At 62.0% G+C, this 26,292-nt stretch carries 22 protein-coding genes; 14 read left to right on the forward strand and 8 right to left on the reverse strand.

Going from position 1 to position 26,292, the window contains the following annotated elements:
* Positions 1–16: 16 nt before the first annotated feature.
* Genes HMPREF2537_RS00390 through HMPREF2537_RS00400 form a run of 3 tightly spaced genes read right to left on the reverse strand, consistent with a single transcriptional unit; the run spans position 17 to position 3,026 of the window.
* Positions 17–946, reverse strand: coding sequence for a S41 family peptidase (locus HMPREF2537_RS00390; RefSeq protein WP_070524638.1), 930 nt, complete (start codon positions 944–946; stop codon positions 17–19).
* Complete coding sequence (locus HMPREF2537_RS00395) at positions 943–2,343, reverse strand: FtsX-like permease family protein (protein ID WP_070524639.1); 1,401 nt, start codon at positions 2,341–2,343, stop codon at positions 943–945. The genes HMPREF2537_RS00390 and HMPREF2537_RS00395 overlap by 4 nt, the downstream gene beginning before the upstream one ends.
* Entirely contained in the window at positions 2,340–3,026 is a 687-nt protein-coding gene (locus tag HMPREF2537_RS00400; RefSeq protein ID WP_070524641.1) for an ABC transporter ATP-binding protein, read from the reverse strand. Before HMPREF2537_RS00400 ends, HMPREF2537_RS00395 begins: the two co-directional genes overlap by 4 nt.
* Before the next feature lie 98 nt (positions 3,027–3,124).
* Here HMPREF2537_RS00400 and HMPREF2537_RS00405 point away from each other — a divergent pair, with 98 nt between their 5' ends.
* The 7 genes from HMPREF2537_RS00405 to HMPREF2537_RS00440 all read left to right on the forward strand — a co-directional run bounded on the left by HMPREF2537_RS00405 (position 3,125) and on the right by HMPREF2537_RS00440 (position 12,110).
* On the forward strand, positions 3,125–3,829 hold the full coding sequence (locus HMPREF2537_RS00405; protein ID WP_070524642.1) for a sensor histidine kinase: 705 nt from the start codon (positions 3,125–3,127) through the stop codon (positions 3,827–3,829).
* Between the two features lie 3 nt (positions 3,830–3,832).
* On the forward strand, positions 3,833–4,489 hold the full coding sequence (locus HMPREF2537_RS00410; protein ID WP_070524644.1) for a LuxR C-terminal-related transcriptional regulator: 657 nt from the start codon (positions 3,833–3,835) through the stop codon (positions 4,487–4,489).
* A 132-nt stretch (positions 4,490–4,621) separates the two neighbouring features.
* A complete protein-coding gene (locus HMPREF2537_RS00415) occupies positions 4,622–6,628 on the forward strand; it encodes a hypothetical protein (protein ID WP_070524645.1) in 2,007 nt (668 codons plus the stop codon).
* A gap of 36 nt (positions 6,629–6,664) precedes the next feature.
* Positions 6,665–6,967 carry a rhodanese-like domain-containing protein gene (locus HMPREF2537_RS00420; RefSeq protein WP_070524647.1) on the forward strand — a complete coding sequence of 101 codons (303 nt, stop codon included), beginning with the start codon at positions 6,665–6,667 and terminating at the stop codon, positions 6,965–6,967.
* 297 nt (positions 6,968–7,264) lie between these two features.
* Entirely contained in the window at positions 7,265–7,594 is a 330-nt protein-coding gene (locus HMPREF2537_RS00430; protein ID WP_070524656.1) for a type II toxin-antitoxin system HicB family antitoxin, read from the forward strand.
* Positions 7,595–7,655: 61 nt separating this feature from the next.
* Positions 7,656–8,132 carry a MarR family winged helix-turn-helix transcriptional regulator gene (locus HMPREF2537_RS00435; RefSeq protein ID WP_070524659.1) on the forward strand — a complete coding sequence of 159 codons (477 nt, stop codon included), beginning with the start codon at positions 7,656–7,658 and terminating at the stop codon, positions 8,130–8,132.
* A complete protein-coding gene (locus HMPREF2537_RS00440) occupies positions 8,133–12,110 on the forward strand; it encodes a Pls/PosA family non-ribosomal peptide synthetase (RefSeq protein ID WP_070524661.1) in 3,978 nt (1,325 codons plus the stop codon). It begins immediately after the preceding gene.
* Between the two features lie 87 nt (positions 12,111–12,197).
* Here HMPREF2537_RS00440 and ppk2 read toward each other — a convergent pair whose 3' ends face one another.
* The 5 genes from ppk2 to HMPREF2537_RS00460 all read right to left on the reverse strand — a co-directional run bounded on the left by ppk2 (position 12,198) and on the right by HMPREF2537_RS00460 (position 18,156).
* Positions 12,198–13,097 carry a polyphosphate kinase 2 gene (gene ppk2, locus HMPREF2537_RS00445; protein WP_010188788.1) on the reverse strand — a complete coding sequence of 300 codons (900 nt, stop codon included), beginning with the start codon at positions 13,095–13,097 and terminating at the stop codon, positions 12,198–12,200.
* 153 nt (positions 13,098–13,250) lie between these two features.
* The gene (locus HMPREF2537_RS13095) at positions 13,251–13,385 is read right to left on the reverse strand and encodes a hypothetical protein (RefSeq protein ID WP_256375150.1); all 135 of its coding nucleotides are present in this window, start codon (positions 13,383–13,385) and stop codon (positions 13,251–13,253) included.
* A gap of 47 nt (positions 13,386–13,432) precedes the next feature.
* The gene (locus HMPREF2537_RS00450; RefSeq protein ID WP_070524663.1) at positions 13,433–13,624 is read right to left on the reverse strand and encodes a hypothetical protein; all 192 of its coding nucleotides are present in this window, start codon (positions 13,622–13,624) and stop codon (positions 13,433–13,435) included.
* 637 nt (positions 13,625–14,261) lie between these two features.
* Positions 14,262–15,908 (reverse strand): chaperonin GroEL, encoded by a 1,647-nt coding sequence (groL, locus tag HMPREF2537_RS00455; protein WP_070445838.1) that lies wholly within the window; start codon positions 15,906–15,908, stop codon positions 14,262–14,264.
* A 274-nt stretch (positions 15,909–16,182) separates the two neighbouring features.
* A complete protein-coding gene (locus tag HMPREF2537_RS00460; protein ID WP_070524664.1) occupies positions 16,183–18,156 on the reverse strand; it encodes an OPT family oligopeptide transporter in 1,974 nt (657 codons plus the stop codon).
* Positions 18,157–18,252: 96 nt separating this feature from the next.
* Between HMPREF2537_RS00460 and HMPREF2537_RS00465 the strand changes: the two genes are divergently transcribed.
* The 7 genes from HMPREF2537_RS00465 to HMPREF2537_RS00495 all read left to right on the forward strand — a co-directional run bounded on the left by HMPREF2537_RS00465 (position 18,253) and on the right by HMPREF2537_RS00495 (position 26,228).
* Complete coding sequence (locus tag HMPREF2537_RS00465) at positions 18,253–19,620, forward strand: dipeptidase (protein WP_070524666.1); 1,368 nt, start codon at positions 18,253–18,255, stop codon at positions 19,618–19,620.
* Between the two features lie 239 nt (positions 19,621–19,859).
* Positions 19,860–22,775, forward strand: coding sequence for a Na+/H+ antiporter subunit A (locus HMPREF2537_RS00470; protein WP_070524668.1), 2,916 nt, complete (start codon positions 19,860–19,862; stop codon positions 22,773–22,775).
* Complete coding sequence (locus tag HMPREF2537_RS00475) at positions 22,775–23,275, forward strand: Na(+)/H(+) antiporter subunit C (protein ID WP_070524670.1); 501 nt, start codon at positions 22,775–22,777, stop codon at positions 23,273–23,275. Before HMPREF2537_RS00470 ends, HMPREF2537_RS00475 begins: the two co-directional genes overlap by 1 nt.
* Positions 23,268–25,064, forward strand: coding sequence for a Na+/H+ antiporter subunit D (locus HMPREF2537_RS00480; protein WP_070524671.1), 1,797 nt, complete (start codon positions 23,268–23,270; stop codon positions 25,062–25,064). Before HMPREF2537_RS00475 ends, HMPREF2537_RS00480 begins: the two co-directional genes overlap by 8 nt.
* Complete coding sequence (locus tag HMPREF2537_RS00485) at positions 25,061–25,579, forward strand: Na+/H+ antiporter subunit E (RefSeq protein WP_070524673.1); 519 nt, start codon at positions 25,061–25,063, stop codon at positions 25,577–25,579. Before HMPREF2537_RS00480 ends, HMPREF2537_RS00485 begins: the two co-directional genes overlap by 4 nt.
* Positions 25,579–25,851, forward strand: coding sequence for a monovalent cation/H+ antiporter complex subunit F (locus HMPREF2537_RS00490; protein ID WP_010188770.1), 273 nt, complete (start codon positions 25,579–25,581; stop codon positions 25,849–25,851). Before HMPREF2537_RS00485 ends, HMPREF2537_RS00490 begins: the two co-directional genes overlap by 1 nt.
* Positions 25,848–26,228 carry a monovalent cation/H(+) antiporter subunit G gene (locus HMPREF2537_RS00495; RefSeq protein WP_070524675.1) on the forward strand — a complete coding sequence of 127 codons (381 nt, stop codon included), beginning with the start codon at positions 25,848–25,850 and terminating at the stop codon, positions 26,226–26,228. Before HMPREF2537_RS00490 ends, HMPREF2537_RS00495 begins: the two co-directional genes overlap by 4 nt.
* Positions 26,229–26,292 lie beyond the last annotated feature (64 nt).

Below are 26,292 nucleotides of genomic sequence, written 5' to 3' on the forward strand. Positions count from 1 at the left end.
CTAACAATGCAGCTAACTAGCTGCAGTGGGAAGCGAGCCAGCCGTCGAGCTCGGATTCCGGGGCATCGGGGTTAATCGGGTCCTCGGCGAATTCCTCACCTGTGCGCGCCTTGTCCTTGGCAGTGGTGAGCATGAGCGAGCGGCCGTCCGGATAGTCCAGGACCACGTTGGCGGAGGCGTAGCCGGCGGTCGGCTCGCCGAAGGTGCGCACGTTGTCCAGGCCGCGGAAGGCCAGGAGGGTGGCCTCGCCGGAGGACGCGGTTTCGTCGTCGGTGAGCACAGCGACGGGAACCTCAAGCTTGCCGCCCGACGTGGTTGTCGGCGTGCCACCGCCGGTGACGGAATTGCCGTCGATGACCACCTCGGATGTGCCCATGCGGCTGACGAAGGACAGCGCGGGGCCGTCCGGCAGCAGCGGGCTTAAGCCCGCGTACATCGGGCCCATGTCGCCACCACCGTTGCCGCGCAGGTCCACCACAGCGGCACAGGCCTCCGGGTGGGCGGTCAGGCCTTGAGCCAAAGTGTCGGCATAGGCCTGGCCATCATCGTGGCGGCCGATGGAGGGCACGGTAGCGCGCAGGACGCCATCGTTGAAGTCGACCGAAGGCTCAGTGCTTTCGGCGGCCTTTTCCTTTTCGACGCTAAAGACTTTGGAGTGCTTGCCACCGGCGGCGTCGATGGCGGAATCGAGGAGCTCGGCGTTCGTGGGGTCCTCTTTGAAGGCCTCGCGGGCGCGCTGGAATTCTTCGCTCTCGCCATAGATTCCGGAGATCGCTGCAGTATCCACCATCGCGGTATTGATGCGCTTCTCGCTGGCATTGAAGAGGAAGTAGGGCTTGCCCAAGAGCGCTCCGCCATAGGAAGGGCCGAAGAAATACACGGCCGCGGCCACAGCAACAAGGGCAACAAGAAACAGTCCGCCGAAGATTTTCAGTACAGTTTTCATTCTTTCCTCCCTCCCGTGCGCAGCACGTAGCCGCGCAGGGGTTCAACAAGGACAATGGCTAGCAACGTGACCAACCAACCTATGGCCAGGAAACCGAAGGCCATGAGCATGCGGCCGAGAACGTCGACATCACTTTGATCGACGCTGGAGAAGAACATCAGCGCGGCGATACTGCCACCAAAGAGGAAGCCGAAGAAGCTCAAGCCCACCACCGGCCCCATGATGGTTAGGGCACCGGAGCGGAACTGGAATCCGCGCGGCACGCCCATGAGATCCAGGGAGCGGATGAGCTCCTTGTCCTCAAAGATGCCGGAAACCTGGCCCAGGATGATGGACATGGTGGTCAGTGTGAAGCCAAAAATGAGGGTTAATAGAACACCAGTGGAGATGTCTTTGAACACCACGTTCATTCCCTGGTCTTCCTTCAGGACCATGGCCAAGGCATCAGAGCCCAGGGGCGCGGCAACGAGGAAGCCCGTCAAGTATCCGAAGAAGCCGATGGCAGCACTCCGCTTCCATGCCGGGCGCGCATTGCCCGCTACGCGCTGGCAGGCCACGAAGTGCGCGTTTCCGGGAAAGAGGGACATGATGTGTGCGCCGAGCTGCAGGATGAAAGGGGAAATGAGGTTGATACTCATCACCATGCCAAACATGACCACGATGACCATAGCGGTCGGCGGCCCCGCCTTACCGGAGAGCAGAACACCACCGATACCTGCGATGATGAGGAAGACGATGACACGCCACCAGCGGTAGGCCGCGGGCATCTGGCGCTTGGCGACGCCCAGCGGGCTCACGCGCACGCGCTGCATGCCGGCGAGTGCGGCACCGATGGCCAGCAGGAAGAGCACACCCGCCACGGCGAGGTAGCCCCACCACGGGAGGAGAAGCTCGGACAGAGCAATGGAACGCATCTGGAAATCCAGCTGGGTGAAGACCGGCGCGACGAGCAGGCTGATCAGCCCGCCGAGCACGATGCCGATCACTGCCTGGAGGCCGGTCTCGACGATGACCATGCGCTCCACCTGGCGGGAGCTCAATCCCAACAGGCGCAGCGTGGCCAGGCGCTGCTCCCTGCCGGAAGCACCCAGGACGGCGGCTTGGGCAGTGAGGTTAAACAGCGCCGGAAGAATGAACGCGCAGGCCAGCAGGGCCAGGGCGAACCACGGGTAGAGGAAGGCCTCCATCTCGTTGCCGAAGGCCTCCTGCAGAGCGGGCGCGGCATCCTCAACGTGCTGGGCGCGCTCCCAAAACATCCACGTACCGCCCGCCACCAGGAAGGCGATGGCGGAACCAATGGTCAGGCTCACAATTGCCAGAAGCGAGACAATACCCGTTCCCGAGCGCGCGCGAATCGATTCGCGCTGCAGGTCAAAGACTAAAGTCGCGGTGTTCATCGGATCACCTCGAGGCGGCGGTCATCGTGAATGATGCCATCGCGAATCTCCACGCGGCGCTGCATCCAGTCGGCCACCTTCGGGTCGTGCGTGACCATGACCAGGCTGGCACCCGACTGGCGCACGATGGTGGTGAGCATCTGCATGACCTCGTGGCCCGTGGACTGATCCAGCGCACCGGTCGGCTCGTCGGCGAAGACCACGCCCGGAGAAGCCACCAGCGCACGCGCAATGGTCACGCGCTGCGCCTGACCGCCAGAAACCTGCGCCGGGCGGCGCTCCGCCAAACCACCCAGGCCCAGCTGATCTAAAAGCTCCATCGCGCGCTTGCGGGCCGCACCCCGCCCCATACCGTTAAGCATCGCGGGCAGCGCCACGTTATCCACGTTGCTCAGCTCCGGCAGCAGCTGGCCATCCTGGAAGACGAAGCCGAAATTGCGCAGGCGGGTGCGGGAGCGGGGGCCGTCGCCAAGCGCGGAAAGCTCCTCATCCCCGTAGCGCACACTGCCGTGCGTGGGGGTGAGCACGCCGGACATGCAGTGCAGCAGCGTGGACTTGCCAGAACCGGACGGCCCCATGACGGCCACGAGCTCGCCCGGTTCAATGTCGAGGGAGATTCCGGCGAGCACCGGGCCGCCGCCGAAATCCTTGGTGATGTCTGTCAGGGAAAGTGTCTTTGCCATGTCTCTCATTCCACCGTGAAGGGCCCGCGGAAAGAACAGCCCTAGCGTTGCTCTTTAAGGTAGTGCCAGCACTACCCCTGTGATCAGTAGAGCCCGTTATGCTGAAAACCGTGTTCCGAAGAAAGCCCCAGCCCACCAACCATGAGCAGCAGCAAGCGGAGAAAATCGCGCAGCTCACGGCCTCGCGTCGCGCCATCGCGGATGCCTACGAGGTGGAGCGCGCACGCATCGAGCGCGACCTGCACGACGGCGCGCAGCAATACCTCGTGGCCGCGAGCATGAAGTTGGGGGAGGCTCTTCTCGACGCCCCCTCTGACCTCGCCGTGCTGCTTACCGCCGCCAAACAGGACGTGGACCGCGGCCTCAAGTCCTTGCGCGCCACGGTGCACGGCATCCACCCGCAGGTGCTGCAGGATCACGGTTTGGTGGCCGCGCTTGCCGACGCTGCTTCTTCCCACGGCCCCCACGTCAGCGTCTTCGCCCCGCATCCTTTGCCCAAGCTTTCCGCCTCCGTGCTGGCCTGCGGCTACTTCTTCGGCACGGAGGCTTTGACCAACGCTGCCAAGCACGCGCCCGGCGCGCCGGTGTCTGTTTTAGTGACCGCGGATGCCTCCTTGAAAATCGCCGTGGTGGATGAGGGGCCAGGCGGCGCGCGGGTGGTGCCGGGCCATGGCTTGGCGGGGATGGCCGAGCGCCTCGCCGCTTTCGGCGGAGAGATGACTCTGTCCTCTCCCCCAGGCGGGCCGACGAGGCTAGCGTGCTCGATTCCTCTTCTTCTCGATCGCGGACAGTCAGGAGTTTAAGAAATGAGTTTGAGAATCGTCGTGGCGGATGACTCCGCCATTCTGCGCGAGGGCCTCGCCGGCCTTCTGGAGCGCCGCGGGCATTCGATTGTGGGCCAGGCGGACTCCGCACCGGAGCTTGAGGCCGTTGTGGATAAGCTGCGCGATGAGCTTCCGGACATCGTCATCACGGACGTGCGCATGCCGCCAGGCATGGGCGATGATGGCTTGAAAGCCGCCGTGAACTTGAGAAATGCATACCCGGGCTTACCCGTCATGGTGCTCTCCCAGTATGTAGCCCCGGCTTACGCGGTGGAGCTCTTCGACTCCCCCGATGCCGGCACCGGCTATCTTTTGAAGGACCGTGTCTCCGAAGTGCGGGACTTCCTCTCCAGCCTGGACGTGGTGGCTCAGGGCGGCACCGTCATCGATCCCACCGTGGCCCAGGCTTTAATGAGCTCCGGGCGCAGCGGCTTGGGCGAGCTCACCCCGCGCGAGCGCGAGGTGCTCGAACTCATGTCGCGCGGCAAATCCAACAAGGACATCGCCTCTGAGCTCGTCCTGTCTTCCGCCGCGGTGGCCAAGCACGTTTCCAATATCTTCACCAAGTTGCGGCTGGATCCCAGCGAGGACAACCGCCGCGTGAAAGCCATTCTGGAGTACCTCTCCGCGCACCGCTAAAGCCCGCGCCTGCCCACCGTCCACACGAGCGCCCTGACAGGGACCGTTCACAGGATCCCAAGGAAACTGTGACGCAAGACGCATAAGCTTGTCCGTGCCCTTACCCAACCCACTCTGGAAGGACCCCGCTTAATGGACGTGCAGCTCAACATCGTGCGCTTTAACCGAGAAAAAATTGCTGACCATGACTATTTTCTGGAGTTAATTCAGACGGAAGGGCTGGCCTCCTTCCGGAAGCCCGATCCAGAAATGGAAGAAGCATCGGCCGCACTCTCCAAACTTTTCGGACAGGACGTGCCCGCGCATTCGGCCGTCACGGTCACGATGGATTCGAGCGATTTAGAGCTCCAAGAAAAGCTAGCTTTGCTGGCGTATTACCACGGCTTGGTGGTCTTCATTGGAACCACGGACATCCTCTTTAATGCGACTGGAATCCCCACGAGCAGCAATGGCCTTTCCTCCATCAGAAACTGCATGGGAACTATGTGGCGACAGGTCAGCAGACCTATGCTTGATCGCGCCTTTGAGGACGCCCTGCGCCTGCCGGTGTCCGAACAGACGTGGATTCAGGTAATCAACTATGGCTCGGAAGAACGAAGCTACGGCCTCGAAATGTCCATGCACGTGCGCGCAAGCGGACAGTTCGAACTGATATGGTCCAGCCTCCCTCCAGAGGCCACTCAACCGGTATTCCGCACGCTCACTGTCGATACCTATGAAGAATCACGAGAGATTCTGCTTTCCTTCAGTGATCACAACCCGTTGATCGAAGAACTTGCGTGGGAGCCGTTGCCTCAACGCGCATCTAAGCCAATCCTGGATCCTTCAGTCCGCCACGAAACACCCTGGCGCCGGCTGGACGCGGTGAAGGAGCTCCCCGCAGGCGTGATGGTCCACCTGCATAAATGGCCAACATTTTCCTTGGCCTACGGCCGCAATGCACAAGGACAGTGGACCGCGAAAGTTTACGATAACCTCGGCACCGACAATGTGCAGACCTTCGACATCGCAGACGAAGCCATCGCAGTGGCGGAGCACTATTTAGACGGCAACGGCGAGATGATTTCCACAGTCTTCCCGGACTCTTCATCTTCGGATCCGGCGCCGTACACCACGGTCACCGCAATGGAGCTGCCGGAGCGCGAAGAGCAGTGGACTGAAGCATCAGTATGCATGATGCACCGCATCCGCGCTGACCATAATGGCGAGCCCAGCCCTCGGATGCAGAAATATATTGAGAGGATTAACACAAAGCTCGGAAGCGAAATCCTCCTCGCCGAGGAGCACGTGGAGGCACAAGCACTCACACGGCTGCTCATCCCTGCTGATGTCAGGACGGTCACGATAGAGAGGCTTACTCATCTGGCGCAGGATTACGGCATTTCGCTTGTTGTCGATGATTCCCTGGCACTGTATAACCCGTCGGGCAAGCCGCTTCCGGGAGCCGAGAGCTGCCAGTTGAAGCTACTCGCGGATAAGTTGTATGTGAACACCTGGGAGGTGGCCACATCCTCCTCCGTACTCGAAGCGGGGCTTCGCCTCTTCACAGGATGGAGGCTTGAGGTTCGATCCGGGAGTCAGGTGGACTTCCAGGAGCGTTATACCTTGGAAACAACCTATACGGGCGACAACGTTTCGCTTGACCTTGTCACCCCCGACGGGAACCTACACGAAATCCCATCCATCTCACTGCCCCTTGCTCTGGATTTGATGGTTGAATTCACCTACTCCCCAGCGCAGTTGGTGGACAAAGTGAATTGGCAAGATCAGAAGTCGTCCTCAGATATCCCTGAGGACGAGCGCTTCATGGTCAACGCCACGGTCTTCGGCTCAGCTGCGTATCTTTTCAACGATGACCTTCTCGAGGCAGTTCGCCAGGACGGCTTCCCCGAAGTGGGAGCGTGGGTAGCGGCCTTTGACCGAATAGTCCCGGGCGACTACTGCCAGGTCGACCGTGTGGAACCCTCAGAAACAGGAGCGGCACGCTACCTCGTCGAATGGGGCCACAACAACGGTGAGGAAGAAAACTTCCAGATGCTCCTTGAGGACATCGACGAAGCCTTGTCCCTCCTTGAACGGTTTGTGAACGGGGACCGCGCAGAGTTTGAGGCCCTTCCGTGGACGCGGCGAGTGGAGTAACAGCACTAGGCCCTATGCGTGACTAGGGTATGGGGCATGAGAAACGTAACGCCCCAGGAAGTACCTGAGAACGCCCAGCTTATCGACGTCCGCGAGGACCACGAGTGGAACACCGAGTATGCCCAAGGCGCCACCCATATCCCGATGGGAGACCTGGTCGAGCGCCTCGACGAGATTGACCCGGACCGCGATATCTACGTCATCTGTCATGCAGGCGGGCGCAGCATGCAGGTCTGCCAGTACCTCGAGCACGCGAAAGGCTGGGATGTCATCAACGTCGACGGTGGCACGGATGCGTGGAAGACCCAAGGCTGCCCTATGGTTTACCCAAACCACTAGTGGTACCATTTGCGGTACCATGCAAGTGTGGTTTCCAAGATAGAAAAGATCCTCACAAAGATGCGGACCTCACGGACAAACGTCCGCTTCTCAGAGCTGCAACTTGTGTGCGACTTCTACTTCGAACGCCAAGAAAGCGCCGGAAAGAAGCGGCGTGGAACTTCGCACATCGTTTATAAAACCCCGTGGCAGGGAGACCCCCGAGTCAATATCCAAGAGGGCCGCAACGGGAAAGCGAAGCCCTTTCAGATTCGCCAAGTTTTAGCCGCAATCGACCGCCTTCCCTAGGAGCAGATCATGAACCTCGCAGACAAGTACACCTACCAAACCGCTTGGTCCGAAGAAGATGGCGAGTTCGTGGCCACAGTCCTAGAGTTCCCTTCCCTGTCATGGCTGGATACTACTGCGGCCACCGCAGAGGCCGAGTTGCGCAGCGTCGTCGAAGAAACCCTAGAAGATATGCAACGCAACAATGAACACATCCCAGAACCATTCGGACAACGAAGCTACTCGGGGAAGTTCAACCTCCGCATACCTCAGTCACTTCACCGAGACCTGACCATCGAAGCAGAACGGGAAGGCGTTTCTCTCAACACACTCATTGTGCAGAAGCTAGCCTCAACCTAAAACTAATGGGCCACAACCCATGATTTAGGCATGCCACCGTAGGCGCGTTAGAATCATCGGCATGCCTTCATTGAATTCTGTTTCCATCCCTACCGCGCTCCTGGAGTCCCCCTCCTTCCAGCTGGAGCGCCTCCGCCGCCGCACCCGCGAGGGCGTCGAGGCCGCGCTGCAAACGCAGAAGACCACCCTGCGCGAGTACTGGGTTCTCACCTGCCTCGTTGCGGAGGCCGCGTCCTCGCAGTCCGCACTATCGGAAACCTTGGCCATTGACGCCTCCGACATGGTGCGCCTGCTCGATTCCCTGGAGTCCCGCCACTGGGTTAAGCGCGAGCGGGATGCCAAAGACCGCCGCCGCCAAATCATTGCCTCCACCAAGAAAGGCGTGAAGGCGCACAAGGAGCTCACCGTTTTGGTAGCGAAGGCTGAGGACGAAGCCCTCGACGCGTCCACCAACAAGCAGCTCAAGCACCTGCGCAAGCTGGCCACCGCCATCATCGCGGCTGACGCACCCGGTGATACAGAAAGCAGTGATGCTTAAATGTCGGAACCCGATAACCTTCCTAGTACTGGGGGCCGCCACGCCCTCCGCACAGACGAGCCCGAGACCCCGACGATGCCCGAGGTCCCCGAACACTACCTGCTAGGCTCCGAGGCCGCCCCCGCGCGCACCCTCTGGGATATCGTTCAAACCACCGCCGAGCACTACCCCGAAGCCGCCGCGCTCGACGACGGTGAAATCCTCACCTACGCCGAGCTGCTTGCCGACGTCTCCGCATGGGCCACCGAACTCTACGCCAGTGGAGTGCGCCGCGGCGACCGCATCGGCATCCGAATGACCTCCGGCAAGCGCGAGCTCTACCTGGCCATCCTGTCCACGCTCGCCGCCGGCGCGGCCTACGTGCCCGTCGACGCCGACGACCCCGATGAGCGCGCCGAAATGGTCTTCGGTGAGGCCGATATCGACGGTGTCTTCACCGACGAAGGTTTCCGCATGCTGCGGGAAGGTGGGGCGGCGCGCCCCACGTTCGACGAAAGGGACGGTAGAGACGGCGCACTTTTCCAGGAGCCGCGCCCCGAAGACACCGCGTGGATCATTTTTACCTCCGGATCGACGGGCAAGCCCAAGGGCGTGGCCGTCAGCCACCGCTCCGCGGCCGCCTTCGTCGACGCCGAGGCAGCCCTCTTCCTGGCAGATAACCCGCATGGCCCGCTCGGCCCGGACGACCGCGTCCTGGCCGGCCTGTCCGTGGCCTTCGACGCCTCCTGCGAGGAAATGTGGCTGGCCTGGGGTCACGGTGCCTGTTTGGTCCCGGCCCCTCGCTCCCTGGTGCGCTCCGGGATGGACTTGGGTCCCTGGCTGATTCGCCGCGACATCACGGTGGTCTCCACTGTGCCGACCTTGGCCGGCCTCTGGCCCGCCGAGGCCCTAGACAACATCCGCCTTCTCATCGTTGGCGGCGAGGCCTGCTCCCAGGAGCTCACGGACCGCCTGGCCACCGAGGACCGCGAGATGTGGAATACCTACGGTCCCACCGAGGCCACCGTCGTGGCCTGCGCGCAGCGCATGCTGCCCGGCAAGCCCGTGTCGATTGGGCTGCCGCTGAAGGGCTGGGATCTGGTGGTCGTCGACAAGCACGGCGTCCCCGTGAACATCGGTGAGGTAGGCGAACTCGTCATCGGTGGTGTGGGCCTGGCTGCCTACCTGGACCCGGTGAAGGATGCAGAGAAGTACGCGCCGCTGGAGTCCCTGGGCTGGGAGCGCGCCTACCGCACCGGTGACCACGTGCGTTTGGAAGAGGATGGCCTGTATTTTGTGGGCCGCGTCGATGACCAGGTCAAGATTGGCGGCCGCCGCATCGAGCTCGGTGAGGTGGAGGCTAACGTCGCCGCCCTGCCGAACGTGTACAACTCCGCCGTGGCCGTGCAGAAGACACCGGGCGGCGAGTCCGTGCTCGTCGGCTACGTCTCCCTGGATGACCCGGATGCAGGATTCGACCACGAGGCGGCGCACGTCCGTCTCGCGGAATCCATGCCGGCGGCGCTCGTCCCCCGCATCTGCGTCATGGATGAGCTGCCGATTCGCACCTCCGGCAAGGTGGATAAGAAGGCCCTGCCGTGGCCGCTGCCAGGAGTAGGCGTGGAGGCAGACGGCCTCAACCCCACCGAGCAGTGGTTGGCGGAGCTGTGGGTGGACACCCTGGGCGTGTCCGTCGAGGACGTCAACGCCGACTTCTTCTCCCTCGGCGGCACCTCCCTGGCCGCGGCGACCCTGGTCGGCCGCATCCGTGAGCGCTTCCCCACCGTGGCCGTGCGTGACCTCTACGACCACCCGCGCCTGGGCTCCCTGGCGGAGCAGCTTGCCGACGCCGAATCCGCCGAGGACTCCGGCCCCGCCCGCGAGGTAGCGCCCGTGCGCGCCGGCACGCGCATCGCGCAAACGCTCATCCAGATCCCGGTGATGGCCATGGCCGCCACGAGCTGGCTGGCGTGGTTGCTCTTGGGCTCCAACGTGGCGAACCTGCTGGGCGTGGACTGGGCCATGACCACCCCGTGGTGGCTGGTGGCCATCCTGCTCGTCGTCTTCGTCACCCCGGTTGGGCGCATCCCACTGGGTGGTTACGGCGCGCGGCTTATCACCGCCGGCATCACGCCTGGCGAGTACCCGCGCGGCGGTTCCACGCACCTGCGCATTTGGGCCGCTGAGCGCTGGGTTAATGCCATAGGCGCCAGCTCCCTGGCGGGCGCTACCCGCGTCAATAACTATGCCCGCGCCTTGGGCGTGAAGATTGGCCGCGGCGTGGACCTTCACTCATTGCCACCCGTCACCGGCCTGCTGACCTTGGGCAAGCACGCCGCTATCGAACCGGAAGTGGACCTCACCGGCTACTGGCTGGACGGCGACATCCTCCGCGTCGGTGCCATTGAGGTCAAGGAAGGCGCGCGCGTGGGTGCGCGCTCCACGCTGCTGCCGGGCACCGTCGTGGGCAAGTACGCCCACGTAGAGGCCGGCTCCACCGTGACCGGGCGCAAGAAGGTCAAGGACGGTCAGCGCTGGTCCGGCTCCCCTGCAAAGAAGGTGGGCCGCTCCAAGCACCGCTTCCCGTCCCATGCCCCGAAGCGCCGTCCGCTATGGGTTCCTGTGTATGACTTCACGTCCGTCCTGCTAGCCGTGCAGCCCATTGTGGCGCTGGCGGTCGGCGCGGCTGTCGTCGTTAGCCTCATCGCGCTGACCGATGGCTCCGCCTTCGTCGGCTCCATCTTCTTCGCGCCGCTCGGCGCCCTGGTGGCATTTGCTACCTATATGCTGCAAACCTGGCTGGGCGTGCGCTTGCTTTCCATTGGCATCACGCCCGGTGTTGCACCGGTGCGCTCCGCCAAAGGTTGGCGCTTGTGGACCATCGAGAGGCTCATGGATGAAGCTCGCACTCAGCTCTTCCCCATCTATGCCTCGCAGCTCACCCCGGCGTGGCTGCGTTCGCTGGGTGCGACGATTGGCAAGGACGTGGAGATTTCCACGGCCGTCATGGTGCCCAAACTCACCGAGGTCAAAGACGGCGCCTTCCTGGCGGATGACACCATGATCGGCGGCTACGAGCTCGGCGGCGGTTGGATGCTCACGGGTGAGACCAAGGTGGGCAAGCGCTCCTTCGTGGGTAACTCCGGCATCACGGGTCCGGGCCGCAAGCTGTCGAAGAACTCGCTGGTTGCCGTTCTCTCGTCGACGCCGAAGAAGACTAAGTCCGGTGCCAACTGGTGGGGCTCCCCACCGGAGCGCATGCGCCGCGTCGAGGCCCACGTGGAGGGTGTGCAGGGCGAGTCCCTCACCTACTCCCCGGGCTTTGGGGTCAAGGCCGCACGCGGTGCGATTGAGACCATGCGCCTGTTGGCGCCGATGACCTCGGCCATGCTGCTGGCGGGGACCCTGGCATCGCTCTACGCGCTTGCCGACGCCCTCGGCATCGCCGCCGCCTGGGCCCTCGGCGGCCTCATCCTCATGGTGGCGGGCGCTATCGCGATGACGGTCACAGTAGCCGCGAAGTGGATCTGCGTGGGCACGCAGACCGCCGGCGACCACCCGCTGTGGTCTGCCTTCGTGTGGCTCAACGAGCTGCAAGATACCTTCGTTGAGGCGGTTGCTGCGCCGTGGTTCTTTAGCCACACCTATGGCATGGGTGAGATCAACCTGGGCCTGCGCGCGCTGGGCGTCAGGATTGGCCGCGGTGCGTGGATCGACTCCTACTGGTTCCCGGAGACCGATCTCTGCATCGTGGGCGACGGCGCATCCGTCGGCCCGGGCACCGTGGTGCAAACGCACCTCTTCCAGGACCGCGTGATGAGCCTGGACACCGTGACCATTAAGGCTGGTGCCACCTTGGGATCGCATTCGGTGGCGCTGCCAGCCTCGGTCATTGGCAGCGTGGCAACCGTCGGCCCCGGTTCCTTGGTGATGCGCGGCGACCAAGTCCCTGGCAACTCCGAGTGGCAGGGCAACCCGATTGAACCGTGGAAACATTAGCTACATAAAGAAAGAGGCGGCAGGATTCCCTGCCGCCTCTTTCTTTATGTATGCACGAGCCGCTAATGCGCGGTCGGTGCGTGGCAACTAGTCACCGATCTGGTCGCGGCCACGCTTGACAATCTTGTCATCTACCTGATCAACGAGCTCGTGGTCCTTGTTCGTGTACTCAAACTTGGAGAGCACGTAGCGCATCGCGTTAATGCGGGCGCGCTTCTTATCGTTGGACTTAATGGTGATCCACGGAGACTCTTCAGTATCCGTGTAGCGGAACTGCTCCTCCTTGGCGCGGGTGTAATCATCCCACTTATCTAGCGATGCCAAGTCCATGGGCGAAAGCTTCCACTGACGGACGGGGTCGATCTGGCGAATAGCAAAGCGGGTGCGCTGCTCCTTGCGGGTCACGGAGAACCACAGCTTGGTAAGCGAAATACCAGAGCCCAGAAGCATATTCTCCAGCATCGGCACCTCACGCAAGAATTCCGCGTGCTGCGACTCCGTACAGAAGCCCATGACACGCTCCACACCGGAGCGGTTGTACCAGGAGCGGTCAAAGAAGACGATTTCACCGCCGGACGGGAAGTGTTGAATATAGCGCTGGAAGTACCACGAGGTGGACTCGCGCGGGGATGGCTTCTCTAGCGCTACGGTGCGTGCACCACGCGGGTTGAGGTGCTCGTTGAAGCGTTTAATGGTGCCACCCTTGCCCGCGGCATCGCGGCCTTCAAAAAGGATGATGTGGCGCTGGCCGGTTTCCTTGGTCCAGTTCTGCCACTTCAGCAGCTCTATCTGCAGGGCGCGCTTGATGGACTCGTACTCATCGCGCGTCATGCGCTCTTCGTAGGGGTAGTTCTCGCGCCAGGTCTCGACGGGCGAGCCATCCGGCATGATCAGCGAAGGATCATCTTCATCAGAGTCATCGACGACGTAGCCGTCGGTCTGTGCAAGGTCGATCTCGGGGAGTTCGTCGTCTTTAATGTCAGCCATACTTTTAGTTTAACCCGAACCAACACCACAAGTGCCCTAAACCTTCGCAGTTACCCCTTCCCTCAAGACAGCAATCAAAACGAAAAGAAGGCCTACCGAAACGGTAGGCCTTCTTGCTTCAGTGAGCTTTAAAGCTCAGAGCTGAGGTTGTTCTTAAACGAACATGCCGATCAGTTCGGAAGCACCCTTAGCGACCTGAACCAGCGGCTGCATGATAGCGGCGATGCCGGAGAAGTCGAGAGCAATTGCGGAAGAAAGGTTGAAGGCATCAAACAGAACGGAAGACATAGATTCTCCTATGATGAATTAGTAGGGGATGGGCGTAAACCCGATTATTACTTGCTGCTCAGCAGAGCGGAAGAGGTGTTGGAGAAAGCGTCGCCAACCTCGTACTCGTCGCTCTGAAGACCGAAGAAGATGTCAACAGCGTTGTTCAGAACGGTCGGCAGGTTAGCGGCAATCTTACCCCAGCCTTCCCAGGTGTGAACAAAGTTGTCGAGGTGAGTCTGGATGAGGGAGAGATCCATAGTGAACTCCTATTTTAGGTCCGAAGCGATTCAGTGCCCCGGAGGGGTTTGCAGTTTGCAGACACCCTCAGTGGGCGTCACAAGAAGTATTTTGGCACAAGATGACAACAAATCAAGTTCATTTGAGTCACAAGTTTCGCCAACTCTAAACCTCGGCAATCGACACTCGAGCGCTCCATCACCTTCCCCGCTAACGGGGCGCACACTTTAAAAACGTATTCTAACTGGGGTTTTATGAAAGGCGCAGGGATTAAGCTGCGAAAAACTCACGGCATTGCGTAACGTTTTTCGCTCTAGCAAGCGATAGCCTTTAGCCATTCTCTTTCAACCGCATCAGTTTCTGCTGAAAATAATTCTTGAAGGGGCACCCCCATCTGGGGGTCTAAAGTTAATGGTGGGACGCCTGTTACTAAAGGGAGTGGAGCCACACTCCTCGCCGTGATTTATATGGTGAGGTGCAAATCTCTCATATTGATACCGAAAAGCTCTCAAAGAGCACATCTGAAGAGCGAAGTGGCCGAGACACGCCGAAGCGCCCCACAAACAGCGTTTATCGCCATTTGTGGGGCGCTTCAATTCCTTGATGGTTCGGCTCCATCGTCTGCCGCTAGGGCGACGTACGGGGCCTTCAGGAGGCTTAGAAGCCCATGCCGCCCATTGCGTCAGCGTCCGGCATGCCAGCGCCTGCACCGGCCGGTTCCGGCTTATCAGCCACAACAGCCTCGGTGGTCAGGAACAGAGCCGCGATGGACGCAGCGTTCTGCAGCGCGGAGCGGGTGACCTTAACCGGGTCGTTAATACCCGCAGCCATGAGATCCACGTACTCGCCAGAAGCGGCGTTGAGACCCTGGCCAGCCGGCAGGGAGGCGACCTTGTCAGCGACAACGCCCGGCTCCAGGCCAGCGTTCTGAGCAATCTGCTTCAGCGGAGCAGACAGCGCCTCACGGACAATCTTGACGCCGGTTGCCTCGTCACCGGTGAGGTCGGAGAGGGAATCCAGAACCTCAGCTGCCTGCAGCAGAGCCACGCCACCACCGGCAACGATGCCCTCCTCAACAGCAGCCTTGGCGTTGCGCACGGCATCCTCGATGCGGTGCTTGCGCTCCTTAAGCTCGACCTCGGTAGCGGCACCAACCTTGAGGACTGCCACGCCGCCGGCCAGCTTGGCCAGGCGCTCCTGCAGCTTCTCGCGGTCGTAGTCGGAGTCGGAGTTCTCGATCTCGGCGCGGATCTGCTTGATGCGGCCGTCGATCTGCTCCTGGGAGCCAGCACCCTGAACGATGGTGGTCTCATCCTTGGTCACAACGACCTTGCGCGCCTGGCCGAGGTACTCGATCTCGGCGGTCTCCAGGGAGAGGCCGACCTCCTCGGAGATAACCTGGCCGCCGGTGAGGATAGCCATGTCCTGCAGGGTGGCCTTGCGGCGGTCACCGAAGCCCGGAGCCTTCACAGCAACAGACTTGAAGGTGCCGCGGATCTTGTTGACCACGAGGGTGGACAGGGCCTCGCCCTCAACATCCTCAGCGATAATCAGCAGCGGCTTGCCGGTCTGCATAACCTTCTCCAGCAGCGGCACGAGGTCCTTGATGTTGGAGATCTTGGAGGAGACCAGCAGGATGTACGGATCCTCGAGGACTGCCTCCTGGCGCTCCATATCGGTAGCGAAGTAACCGGAGATGTAGCCCTTGTCGAAGCGCATACCTTCGGTGACCTCAAGGTCAACGCCGAAGGTGTTGGACTCCTCAACGGTGATAACGGAATCCTTGTTCACGGAGCCGTTGCCCACGGTGTACATAGCCTCGGCGATCTTCTCGCCGATTGCCGGGTCAGCGGCGGAGATTCCTGCAGTGGTGGCGATCTCTTCCTGGGTCTCTACTTCCTTCGCGGAGGAGAGCAGAGAGTCAACAACCTTCTTGGTGGCGGCCTCAATGCCGCGCTTGATGCCCATCGGGTTGGAACCAGCGGCTACGTTGCGCAGGCCCTCACGCACGAGAGCCTGTGCCAGAACGGTAGCGGTGGTGGTGCCGTCACCGGCGACGTCATCAGTCTTCTTGGCTACTTCCTTGACCAGCTCAGCGCCAATCTTCTCGTACGGGTCCTCGAGCTCGATCTCGCGCGCGATGGAGACACCGTCGTTGGTAATGGTCGGGGCGCCCCAGGACTTCTCCAGGACGACGTTGCGGCCCTTGGGGCCGAGGGTGACCTTGACGGCGTCGGCAAGCGTGTTGAGGCCACGCTCGAGGCCGCGACGTGCCTCTTCATCGAAGGCAATGATCTTTGCCATGTGTTTGTGCTCCTTAAGCTTTGTTGAGGACGACACTCACGTCTGATCTATGACGGACGCCCGCGACGGCACGGCTGGCGAGTGTTCTCCAGCCCCAACCACATAGATGACTCTGTTTATTTCTGGCACTTGCCATGTGGAAGTGCTAGCGACCATTCTGGCACTCAGACCTACCGACTGCAAGGTTCAACACGAACGCTATAAGCGAACGGGCGGTGCAAAAACACCGCCCGTTTGATCGAACCGCCCTTTAAAAAGAACCAATCACGCTGTCTTAAGAAGCAGCCTTCTTCGCCGTCCACTTATATGCCGCAGCGATACCGCCAACGAAGAGGATGACGCCAACGAACTTGGCTCCCGTGCCGCCCTCGAAGATCTCCAGCGGGGAGTCGCCGGCCGATGCCGCGATAATGCCCGCGTTGACCACACCGAAGAGGGACTCGCCCACGATGAGGCCGGTGGCCAGCAACGTACCCATGCGCTTGACAAAATCCGGCTTGGACTGGCGTGCCGCCCAACGGTTGTAGAAGTAGCCCAAGAACGCACCAATCGGCACCACAATGGTGATCGCCGCCGGCAGGTACATGCCCATGCCCACTGCCAGCGGGGACAGGGAGTACTTGTCGGTGAAGTGGCGCAGGCACTCATCCACGATGATGATGACGGCACCAATCGCCGCGCCCAGACCAATGAGATCCCACGGCAGGGAGTTATCGAAAATACCGGAGGCCACCGAGGACATCAGCGCAGCCTGCGGTGCGGCCAGTGCATCCTCGCCAGCGCCTTCCATGCCCTGGAAGCCAAAGCCGGTGAGCATGACCTGGAGAATCGGCGGGATCACCAAGGAACCGAAGAGGACACCAATGATGAGCGCTACCTGTTGCTTCCACGGTGTCGCGCCAACCAGCTGACCAGTCTTGAGGTCCTGCAGGTTGTCATTGGAAATGGTCGCGATGCCGAAGACAATGGCCGCGGTAAACAGCGTATAAGCCACCAGCGAGAGCGGCTCCGCATCCGTACCGCGGGTCACGGCGGCAATCAGCAGCGCAGCGGCGATGACCGCGATGATGCCAATCGAGGAGATCGGCGAGTTAGAAGCGCCAATGAGGCCCGCCATGTAGCCACACACCGACGCGATAACGAGGCCCACCAGCAAGGTGAAGAGTACGGAGACCATGATCAGCACGCCCATGTGGTCATGAATATCGGTACCGCGCACGAAGTTCCACAGCAGCAAGCCAATCGGAACCATCAGGACCAGGATGGTGCCAATGACATAGGGCGCTGGAATATCGCGCTCCTCCACTGCCATTTGCTGGCCATCCTTACGGTTGCGGGAGGAGGCGAAGGACTCAGCCATGCCTTTGGCAATCGGGCCCGCAATCTTAACCAACGTCCATACGGCCGCGATGGCCATGGTGCCCACGCCGATGAAGCGGATCCTATCGGAGAAGACCGTATCCACGGTCTCCATGATGGCAGCCGGATCACCCAGGCCCTCACCACCGGTCAGGATGGGCAGCAGGATGAGGTAAGAAATAACCACGCCGACGAGCATGGCGATACCCACGGCCAGACCCACGAGGTGGCCCACGCCGACCAGCGCCAGCGAGAGGGAGGTGCCCAGCGTCGTCGCGCCCGAGCCGAATTTGAAGTAGGTGGCCACCTCAGAGGCAGCCGCCTTCATTGCCGCGAGCAAAGCCATGAGCGCGGAGAGGATGCCACCGAAGACGATGACGCGCAGGCCCTTCGCGTTTTCCTCATGGGCGGCCTCGCCGTCCTCACCGGAGCTATCGCCCACCTTGAGGACCTCGGCCGCGGCCACGCCCTCCGGGTAGGGCAGGTCCGAGCCCGTCACCAGCGCACGGCGCAGCGGGATGGAGTACATCACGCCGAGCACACCACCGATGGCGCACACTGCGGCGGTATCAATGAAGGAAAAGCCCTGCCAATAGCCCACCATCACCAGGCCCGGGAGCACGAAGATGATGGCGGACAAGGTACCGGCTGCCGACGCGATGGTCTGCACAATGTTGTTCTCTTTAACGTTGTGCCCGGCAAAGCGGCGCAGCACCGCCATGGAAATCACGGCGGCAGGAATGGACGTGGCAAATGTCAGGCCTACTTTGAGGCCGAGATACACGTTGGCGGCAGTAAAGATCAGAGTGATGAGTCCACCGATAATAATGCCGCGCAGCGTGAGCTCGCGGAGCGTGGACTGGGAACCTTCGGCGGTCGTCGTCGCCATGTCAGGTCCTTTCTAAGGAATAGTTACTAGAACCCGGAATATATTACTCCCTACTTGTCGATAGACCGATTCGGGGATACGAGTAGGTTGGAGGGCATGACCAAGATTTCTGAGTTTGTGAACAACGACCGCGAAACTATCTTCAACCAGCTCAAGGAGCTCGTTTCCTTCAATTCCGTCCACAACGAGCCGGGTCTAGAGGACCAGACCGCGAAGGCAGCGGAGTGGGTTCACGCCGCGCTTGTCGACGTCGGCTTCACCCCCGAAGCCATCACCACCGCTGATGGTTCCACGGCGATCGTCGCCAAGCGCCCCGGCAAGGAGGGCGCGAAGACGGTGCTGCTCTACTCGCACTATGACGTGGTGCCCGCCGGCAACCCGGAGGCCTGGGATTCCGATCCTTTCACCCTGACTGAGCGCGATGGCCGCTGGTACGGCCGCGGCGCCGCGGACTGCAAGGGCAATGTTGCTATGCACCTGGCGGCCCTGCGCGCGCTCGACGCCCACGGTGGAACCGACCTTAACCTCACCGTGCTTATTGAGGGTTCCGAGGAACGCGGCGGCGAGGGCCTGTCCGCGCTCATCGAGGAACGCCCGGAGCTTTTTGCTGCCGACGCCATCCTCATCGCCGATGCCGGCAACGCCAAGGTGGGTGTGCCGACGCTGACGACCTCCCTGCGCGGCGGCTCCCAGATCAACGTCAAGGTCTCCACCCTCCACTCTGCCGTGCACTCCGGCCAGTTCGGCGGCGCGGCTCCCGACGCCGTCAAGGCGCTCATGCGCGCGCTGGATTCCCTGACGGATGAGTACGGCCGCACGACTATCGACGGCGTCGATTGTGCGGGTTCCTGGCCGCTGGCCGAGGGCCAGGACACCGCCTACCGCGAGGAGAACTTCCGCTCGGATGCCCAGATGCTCGAGGGCACCGAGGTCATGGGCGCGAAGGATCCGGCCGGTGCCACCGCCATCGCGGATATGATTTGGGCCCGCCCGGCGATTACCGTCACCGGTTTTACCTCCACCCCGGTGGCCGAGGCCGTCAACGCCGTGCCCGCTACCGCCGAGGCCAACATCAACCTGCGCACCCCCGCCACCATGGATCCCCGCACCACCGCGGAGGCCGTGGCCGAGCACCTGAAGAAGCACGTCCCGTGGGGCGCACACATCGAGGTCACCATCCTGGAGGCCAACCTGGGCTTCGAAACCGATCCGGCAAAGCCCGCCGTGGCTCTACTCGGCGAGTGCCTCGGCGAGGCTTTCGGGGCCGAGACCATCACCCAGGGCATGGGCGGATCCATTCCGCTGACCGTGGAGTTGCAGGAGAAGCACCCGAACGCGGAGATCGCGCTCTTTGGTGTGGAGGAGCCGCAGTGCACCATTCACTCCGCCAATGAGTCGGTCGACCCGAGCGAAATTGAAAAGATCGCCATCGCCGAAGCGCTCTTCCTCCAGCGCTTCGCTTAAGTGGCGCGATCCCGCTCGGCAGAGCCATCCGCCGGGCGGGGTCCCGCTTCCTTCCGGATGCACTCTGGACGCGCTGTTGGTGACGTGGCGGAACGCCAACAGGAGACGCATTTATAACTGTATGAAACGAAAATGTGAAAATTGGGATTTCAGACTGTATCGTGAGCATTAGTGAACGCCCGCCAGTGCGGTGGGTTTAGCCCAGTCCCCCGACAAGGAAAGGACGCCACTGCAACCTCGTGCTCACCCTCTTTTGCGCTTTGGTCATCGCCACCATTGCTGCCCCATTCCTCATTTTCTACCTTGGCCGCCGCGCCTTCGGGCTTTTGGCAATCGCGCCCGCGGTCGGCTTCTTCTGGGTACTCCAGCAGCTCACCACTGGCACGCTACGCAACGGCAACCAGCTGGCTTATGACCTCAACTGGATGCCGGCGGCACACCTGAACATCAGCTTCCGCATGGACGCGCTTTCCGCGTTATTCAGCCTCATCATCCTGGGAGTAGGCGCGCTGGTCTTGCTTTATTGCTGGGGCTATTTCGACCATTCCCGGCGGCGCCTCGCCCTCTTCGGTGGCCAGATGGTGGGCTTTGCCACGGCCATGTATGGCCTGGTGATTTCCGATAATTTCCTGCTGCTCTACGTCTTCTGGGAAATCACCTCCCTGCTGTCTTTCCTCTTGGTGAGCTACTACGGCGAGCGTGCCTCGTCGCGTCGATCAGCGCAGCAGGCCCTCATGGTGACCGTTCTGGGCGGCCTCGCCATGTTGGTGGGTATCACCCTCCTCGGCCGCCAGACCGGCGCGTGGTCTTTCAGCGGTATCGCCGCCACCGAAGACCTCGCCAACACCCCCTACCTCACCGTGGCCATCGTGCTGATTCTCTGCGGTGCGCTCTCCAAGTCCGCCATCGCCCCGGCCCACTTCTGGCTGCCCGGCGCCATGGCCGCGCCGACCCCAGTCTCGGCCTACCTGCACTCCGCGGCGATGGTGAAGGCCGGCATCTACCTCGTCGCGCGCCTTGCCCCCTCGGTGCATGACATTTCTACCTGGCACCTCGTGGTCATCCCCCTTGGTGCTTTCACCATGTTGCTCGGTGGCTGGATGGCGCTCAAGCAGCGCGACCTGAAGCTGGTTCTGGCCTACGGTACCGTCTCGCAGCTAGGCTTTATCACCGCCATCATCGCCATCGGATCCCGCGAGACCATGCAGGCAGGGCTGGCGCTGACCTTCGCGCACTCCCTCTTCAAGGCCGCGCTCTTCATGATCGTCGGCGCTATCGACCATTCGACGGGAACCCGGGACATCGACAAGCTTGCGGGCCTGGGCAAGAAGAAACCCGCGCTGTACATCCTGGCCATCCTCCCCGCGATGTCTATGGCCGGTATCCCGCCGCTGCTGGGCTTCGTGTCCAAGGAGGCCACGCTCGAGGCGATCATGCACGAGGAGCTCTTGGTCGGCATGCCGCGCAACATGCTGCTCGTGACGGTCGTCGTCGGCTCCGCGCTGACCATGGCCTATGCGCTGCGCTTCCTCTGGGGCGCGTTCTCCTCGAAGGGGCAGGAGGAGCCCTCTGAAGCGGTAGCGAATATGCACCACATCGGCCCCTTCCTGTGGATCCCGCCGACGGTGCTGACTCTGCTGACCATCTTCTTTGGTCTGCTGCCGCTGCCTTTGTCCCACGGCATCACGCAGCACCTGGACAACACCTTTGGCGCGAAGCACGCGTCCGAACTAGCGCTATGGCATGGCTTCACCATCCCGTTGCTGCTCTCCGTGGTCATCATCGTCGCCGGTTCTCTCCTGCACTGGCAGCGCCAAGCCCTCACGAAGGCCCAGTTCACCTACCCGGCCTTGGGCTCGGCCGATGACTCCTACGACGCCGTCATCAACGCCCTGCGCCAACTCTCCCTGCGCATCACCGCTTCCACGCAGCGCGGTTCGCTGCAGTTCAACCTCACGGTCATCTTTGCCACCCTCATGGTGCTGCCCATCGTCATGCTCATCCGCGGCGACCTCACCAACGTGCACATGATCGTGGCCGAGAACCCCTGGCAGGCCATCGCAGCGGTGGTCATCATCATCGCCGCCATCGCCGCCACGGTGCTGGATAACCGCCTCTCCGGCGTCATCCTGGTGGGCGCGACGGGCTACGCCTTGTCCTTCATCTTTGCGCTTCACGGCGCGCCGGACTTGGCGCTGACGCAGCTCCTCGTGGAGACCATCATTATGGTGCTCTTCATGCTCGTGCTGCGCCGCATGCCGGCGAATACCGAGTGGAAGCAGGACCCCAAATCCGGCCGCCTGCGCGCGTGGCTGGCGGTGGGCGTGGGCCTGGCCGTCACTGTGGTGGGCATGTTCGCCATCAACGCCCGGCGCGAGGAACCCATCTCGCAGTACATGCCGGAATTGGCCAAGGAGATCGGCCACGGCGCCAACACGGTCAACGTCTTGCTCGTGGACCTGCGCGCGTGGGATACCTTCGGCGAAATCACGGTGCTCATCATCGCGGCGACGGGTATCGCCTCGCTGATCTACCGCACGCAGAGTTTCACCCGCTCCTCCCGCCGCCCGACCTTGCAGGTCACCGGCCGCCGCTGGCTGGCCGCGGGCGTGGAATCAGAGAAGGCGCTCAACCGCTCGCTCATGGTGGACGTGAGCACCCACATCCTCTTCCCCTCGATGATGGTGCTCTCCCTGTACTTCTTCTTCGGCGGCCACAACGCCCCCGGCGGCGGTTTTGCCGGCGGCCTCGTGGCGGCCTTGGCGCTGATTCTGCGCTACCTGGCGGGCGGGCGCGAAGAGCTCGATGAGGCGCTGCCTCTCGACGGCGGCCGCACCATGGCGGTGGGTCTGCTTCTTTCCCTCAGCGCAGTTATCACCCCGATGCTCTTGGGCTATCCGCCCCTGACCACCGGGTACACGAAGGTCGGCGTGCCGCTCATCGGTGATGTATCCCTGCCTTCGGCGCTGATTTTCGACGCCGGCGTCTACCTCATCGTCGTCGGCCTCACGCTCTACGTCCTGTCCTCCTTGGGCGCCAAGCTCGATGAGGAAGAAGAGATGCGTAAGCAACGCGCCCGCGACCGCGCCCGCTCCCTGGCACGCCGGGCGAACGAGAAAGAAACCACTGCCACTGCAGAGAAAGGACGCGCCTAATGGATGCCAACCTCATGCTCCTACTCGCTGCGGGCGTACTCTGCGGCGCCGGGGTGTACTTGTTGCTAGACCGCGCCATGACCAAGATGCTGCTCGGCATCTTGTTGCTGGGCAATGGTGCGAACCTCTTCATGCTCATGGCCGGCGGTAAGGCTGGCTCGCCGCCAATCGACGGCCGGACTTCCCTGCCCTATGGCGAGGAAATCGCCGATCCGCTGGCTCAGGCGATGATCCTCACGGCCATCGTCATTTCGATGGCGCTGACCGGCTTCATTCTCACGTTGGCCTACCGCCAGTACCGTTACCGCACGGCGGACGTGATTGAGGACGACACCGAGGACACCGCCATCGCGGCGATGGCCTCGCGCCCGGGCAATGGCTCGGCTGCCCCGGACCACGATGCTTCCAATGACCCGACCACCGGCCGCAACACCAAGGAAGGCGATAAGTTTGGCCCCGAGTTCTTCGAGGCTCCCGTGAAGGAGGCCACCGATGAGTGAGACCATCTCGCCCCTGGTGGATCTGTTGCTGCCGTATATCAGCTACCTGATCCCCCTGCCGATCATCATCCCGGCTTTGGCCGCCGCGCTGGCGATGCTCTTTGCGCGCAATGCCCATGCGCAACGTCGCATCGCCTTCTTCTCCCTGCTCACGCTCGCCACGGTGAACGCCGCGTTGATTTTCATCGCGGATACCACCGGCATTCAGACCGTGCAGGTGGGCGGCTGGGACGCGCCGGTGGGCATCACGCTGGTGGCGGACCGTTTGTCCACGGTCATGCTCTTTACCTCCTCCGTCGTCCTGTTCTCCGTGATGTGGTACGCCATTTCCCAGGGCGTGCGCGACGGCACCAAGGACGAGCCGGTGGCGGTCTTCCTGCCCACCTACATGTTGCTGACCATGGGCGTAAACGTGTCCTTCCTGGCCGGTGATTTGTTCAACCTCTACGTGGGCTTCGAAATCTTCCTCGTGGCCTCGTATGTGCTGCTGACCCTCGGCGCCTCGCCTGCGCGCGTGCGTGCGGGCGTGGGATATGTCATGGTCTCCATGGCCTCCTCGCTCATCTTCGTGCTGGCCTTGGCTTATATCTACGCCGCGGTGGGCACGATGAACATGGCCCAAATTGGTATCCGCATGGAAGATATCCCGGCGGGCACGCGCTCCGCAGTGTTCGCCGTACTGCTCATTGCCTTCGGCATTAAGGCGGCCGTCTTCCCGCTGGACGCCTGGCTGCCGGACTCCTACCCCACCGCACCTTCGCTGGTCACCGCAGTCTTCGCGGGCCTGCTCACCAAGGTCGGTGTCTACGCCATCATCCGCGCGCGCACCTCCATCTTCACCGCTGGTGGGTTAGATAACCTGCTCATGTGGGTCGCGCTGGCCACGATGCTCGTGGGTATTTTGGGTGCCATCGCCCAATCGGATATCAAACGATTACTGTCCTTCACGCTGGTCAGCCACATCGGTTATATGATCTTCGGCGTTGCCCTCGGAACCGCGCAGGGCTTGTCAGGCGCCATCTTCTACGCTGTGCACCACATTCTGGTGCAGACCGCGCTCTTCCTGGTGGTGGGCCTCATCGAGCGTCAAGCCGGCACCTCTTCGCTGCGGCGCTTGGGCTCGCTGATCTACACCGCACCGCTCATCGCTATTTTGTACTTCATCCCGGCCATGAATCTGGGTGGCATCCCGCCCTTCTCCGGCTTCCTGGGCAAGATCATGCTGCTCCAGGCGGGCGCGAACGAGGGATCGTGGATGTCGTGGGTCCTCATCGGCGGCGCGGTGGTCACCTCGCTGCTCACTCTGTACGTCATGGTCCTCGTCTGGGCCAAGGGTTTCCTGCGTGACCGCGGCGACGCACCCGAGGGCAACCTCGCCATGGTGCGTCCTTCCCCGCTGGGCGAGGTCACCGAATACGTTGAGCTGGAAGAGCGCGATGACGTCGGCCGCGTGCCCTTCGGCATGCTGGCCTCCACTTCCCTACTCGTCATCGCTTCGGTGTCGATGTCCTTCCTGGCGGGACCCATCTCCGGGGTGACCACCCGCGCGGCCACCTCGGCGCAGGATGACTCCATCTACCGCTATGCCGTGCTGGGTGATTCTGCCGAGGACCCGACGCGCCACCTAGACCCCGCTGAGCGCTACGAGGAGGGCGCGGATTCTCGCAAGAACCGGAGCGAGCCCATCCCGGATCCGGAGCCGGTGGCACCGACAACGAAGACGTCGCCAAGCGCTACGCCCGCCCTGCCCACCACCGTGAGCAAAGATGAAAAGGAGGTATCGCGATGAGATTTGCCGGGCTTAAGCACCGCTTCCGCCCCTGGTTCATGGTGTGGATCATCGTCATGTGGTGCATGCTCATGGGCGAAGTCACCGTGGCGAACCTGGTAGGTGGGCTGCTTGCCAGCCTGTTCATCGTCTTCGCGCTGCCACTGCCGGCGATGCCCGTGGCGGGGATTTCGGTGAGCTGGGGAAAGCTTTTCATCTTCATGGTGCAGTGGTTTGTGGAGCTGATGGAAGCTTCCGTCAAGGTGGGCTGGCTGGCGGTGCGCCCGCAGGAGGTGCCCAAGACGGCGATTGTCAGGCTCCCGATGCGCTTGGAGAATGAGTTCGTTCTGGCGCTGGCGGTCAGCCTGTACAACCTGCAGCCGGGCGGCACCGTGTCCGATATCGACATTGCCAACCGCATGCTCACCATCCACCTGCTCGACGCCGATTCTGAAGCCCACCTGGAGCGTGAGATCGCGGCGGTGCGCAAGCTGGAGGCCGATATGATTGCCATCTTCGAAAGGAGCCACCCCTGATGGATACTGACGTGTATAACATCCTGCTCACCGTGGCCGCGGGCTTCCTCGTGGTGGCCTTCCTCATCACCACGTGGCGCATCGTCATCGGCCCCAACTCGCTCGACCGGCTCATCGCCATGGACGGGCTGGTGGCCATGTTCCAATGCGCCCTGGCCACCTATATCTGTTGGACCTTGGACACCACAGTCTCCAACGCGATGCTGGTCGTGGCTCTCCTCGGCTTCATCTCTACGGTTTCCGTTACTCGCTTCAGGAAGAGGGATTCATGAGTTATGCACTGATTGCCGATGTCCTCTCCATCATCCTCATCCTTGTCGGCTCGATACTCATCTTGGCGGCCGCGATTGGAGTGGCACGTTTTGGGGACACGATGGCGCGCGTGCATGCCATCGCCAAACCCCAAACCACTGGCCTCATCTTCACCATTCTGGGCGCCATCATCAAGGTAACGGGCTCGGAGTATTTCAGCGTGGCAGAAAAGGGTGACCTGGGAATCCTCATCCTTCTAGTCCTCTTTGCCATGATCACCAGCCCGGTGACCGCACAAAGAACCACGCGTATCGCCCGCCGTGAGGGCCTGTACGGCCCGCCGGAGTCAATGCTGCGCAATGAGGCCCCTGCCGCGCGTTCCATGCGCCGAAAGTAGGGACACGGGCCCCTTCTCCCAGGAAAAGAGGGAGCGTTAATATAGGCTGCAAAAGGCAATAATA

It is taken from the genome of Corynebacterium sp. HMSC074E01, assembly GCF_001808885.1.
Lineage (GTDB): Bacteria > Actinomycetota > Actinomycetes > Mycobacteriales > Mycobacteriaceae > Corynebacterium.

What these genes read in the sequence shown, in the direction of transcription:
- HMPREF2537_RS00475 (WP_070524670.1), top strand. Translation starts at nt 22,775, where the DNA reads ATGGATGCCAACCTCATGCTCCTACTCGCTGCGGGCGTACTCTGCGGC.
- HMPREF2537_RS00395 (WP_070524639.1), bottom strand. Translation starts at nt 2,343, where the DNA reads ATGAACACCGCGACTTTAGTCTTTGACCTGCAGCGCGAATCGATTCGC.
- HMPREF2537_RS13095 (WP_256375150.1), bottom strand. Translation starts at nt 13,385, where the DNA reads ATGTCTTCCGTTCTGTTTGATGCCTTCAACCTTTCTTCCGCAATTGCT.
- HMPREF2537_RS00490 (WP_010188770.1), top strand. Translation starts at nt 25,579, where the DNA reads ATGGATACTGACGTGTATAACATCCTGCTCACCGTGGCCGCGGGCTTC.
- groL (WP_070445838.1), bottom strand. Translation starts at nt 15,908, where the DNA reads ATGGCAAAGATCATTGCCTTCGATGAAGAGGCACGTCGCGGCCTCGAG.
- HMPREF2537_RS00420 (WP_070524647.1), top strand. Translation starts at nt 6,665, where the DNA reads ATGAGAAACGTAACGCCCCAGGAAGTACCTGAGAACGCCCAGCTTATC.
- HMPREF2537_RS00430 (WP_070524656.1), top strand. Translation starts at nt 7,265, where the DNA reads ATGAACCTCGCAGACAAGTACACCTACCAAACCGCTTGGTCCGAAGAA.
- HMPREF2537_RS00415 (WP_070524645.1), top strand. Translation starts at nt 4,622, where the DNA reads ATGGACGTGCAGCTCAACATCGTGCGCTTTAACCGAGAAAAAATTGCT.
- ppk2 (WP_010188788.1), bottom strand. Translation starts at nt 13,097, where the DNA reads ATGGCTGACATTAAAGACGACGAACTCCCCGAGATCGACCTTGCACAG.
- HMPREF2537_RS00405 (WP_070524642.1), top strand. Translation starts at nt 3,125, where the DNA reads ATGCTGAAAACCGTGTTCCGAAGAAAGCCCCAGCCCACCAACCATGAG.
- HMPREF2537_RS00450 (WP_070524663.1), bottom strand. Translation starts at nt 13,624, where the DNA reads ATGGATCTCTCCCTCATCCAGACTCACCTCGACAACTTTGTTCACACC.
- HMPREF2537_RS00410 (WP_070524644.1), top strand. Translation starts at nt 3,833, where the DNA reads ATGAGTTTGAGAATCGTCGTGGCGGATGACTCCGCCATTCTGCGCGAG.
- HMPREF2537_RS00435 (WP_070524659.1), top strand. Translation starts at nt 7,656, where the DNA reads ATGCCTTCATTGAATTCTGTTTCCATCCCTACCGCGCTCCTGGAGTCC.
- HMPREF2537_RS00390 (WP_070524638.1), bottom strand. Translation starts at nt 946, where the DNA reads ATGAAAACTGTACTGAAAATCTTCGGCGGACTGTTTCTTGTTGCCCTT.
- HMPREF2537_RS00440 (WP_070524661.1), top strand. Translation starts at nt 8,133, where the DNA reads ATGTCGGAACCCGATAACCTTCCTAGTACTGGGGGCCGCCACGCCCTC.
- HMPREF2537_RS00485 (WP_070524673.1), top strand. Translation starts at nt 25,061, where the DNA reads ATGAGATTTGCCGGGCTTAAGCACCGCTTCCGCCCCTGGTTCATGGTG.
- HMPREF2537_RS00400 (WP_070524641.1), bottom strand. Translation starts at nt 3,026, where the DNA reads ATGGCAAAGACACTTTCCCTGACAGACATCACCAAGGATTTCGGCGGC.
- HMPREF2537_RS00465 (WP_070524666.1), top strand. Translation starts at nt 18,253, where the DNA reads ATGACCAAGATTTCTGAGTTTGTGAACAACGACCGCGAAACTATCTTC.
- HMPREF2537_RS00480 (WP_070524671.1), top strand. Translation starts at nt 23,268, where the DNA reads ATGAGTGAGACCATCTCGCCCCTGGTGGATCTGTTGCTGCCGTATATC.
- HMPREF2537_RS00495 (WP_070524675.1), top strand. Translation starts at nt 25,848, where the DNA reads ATGAGTTATGCACTGATTGCCGATGTCCTCTCCATCATCCTCATCCTT.
- HMPREF2537_RS00460 (WP_070524664.1), bottom strand. Translation starts at nt 18,156, where the DNA reads ATGGCGACGACGACCGCCGAAGGTTCCCAGTCCACGCTCCGCGAGCTC.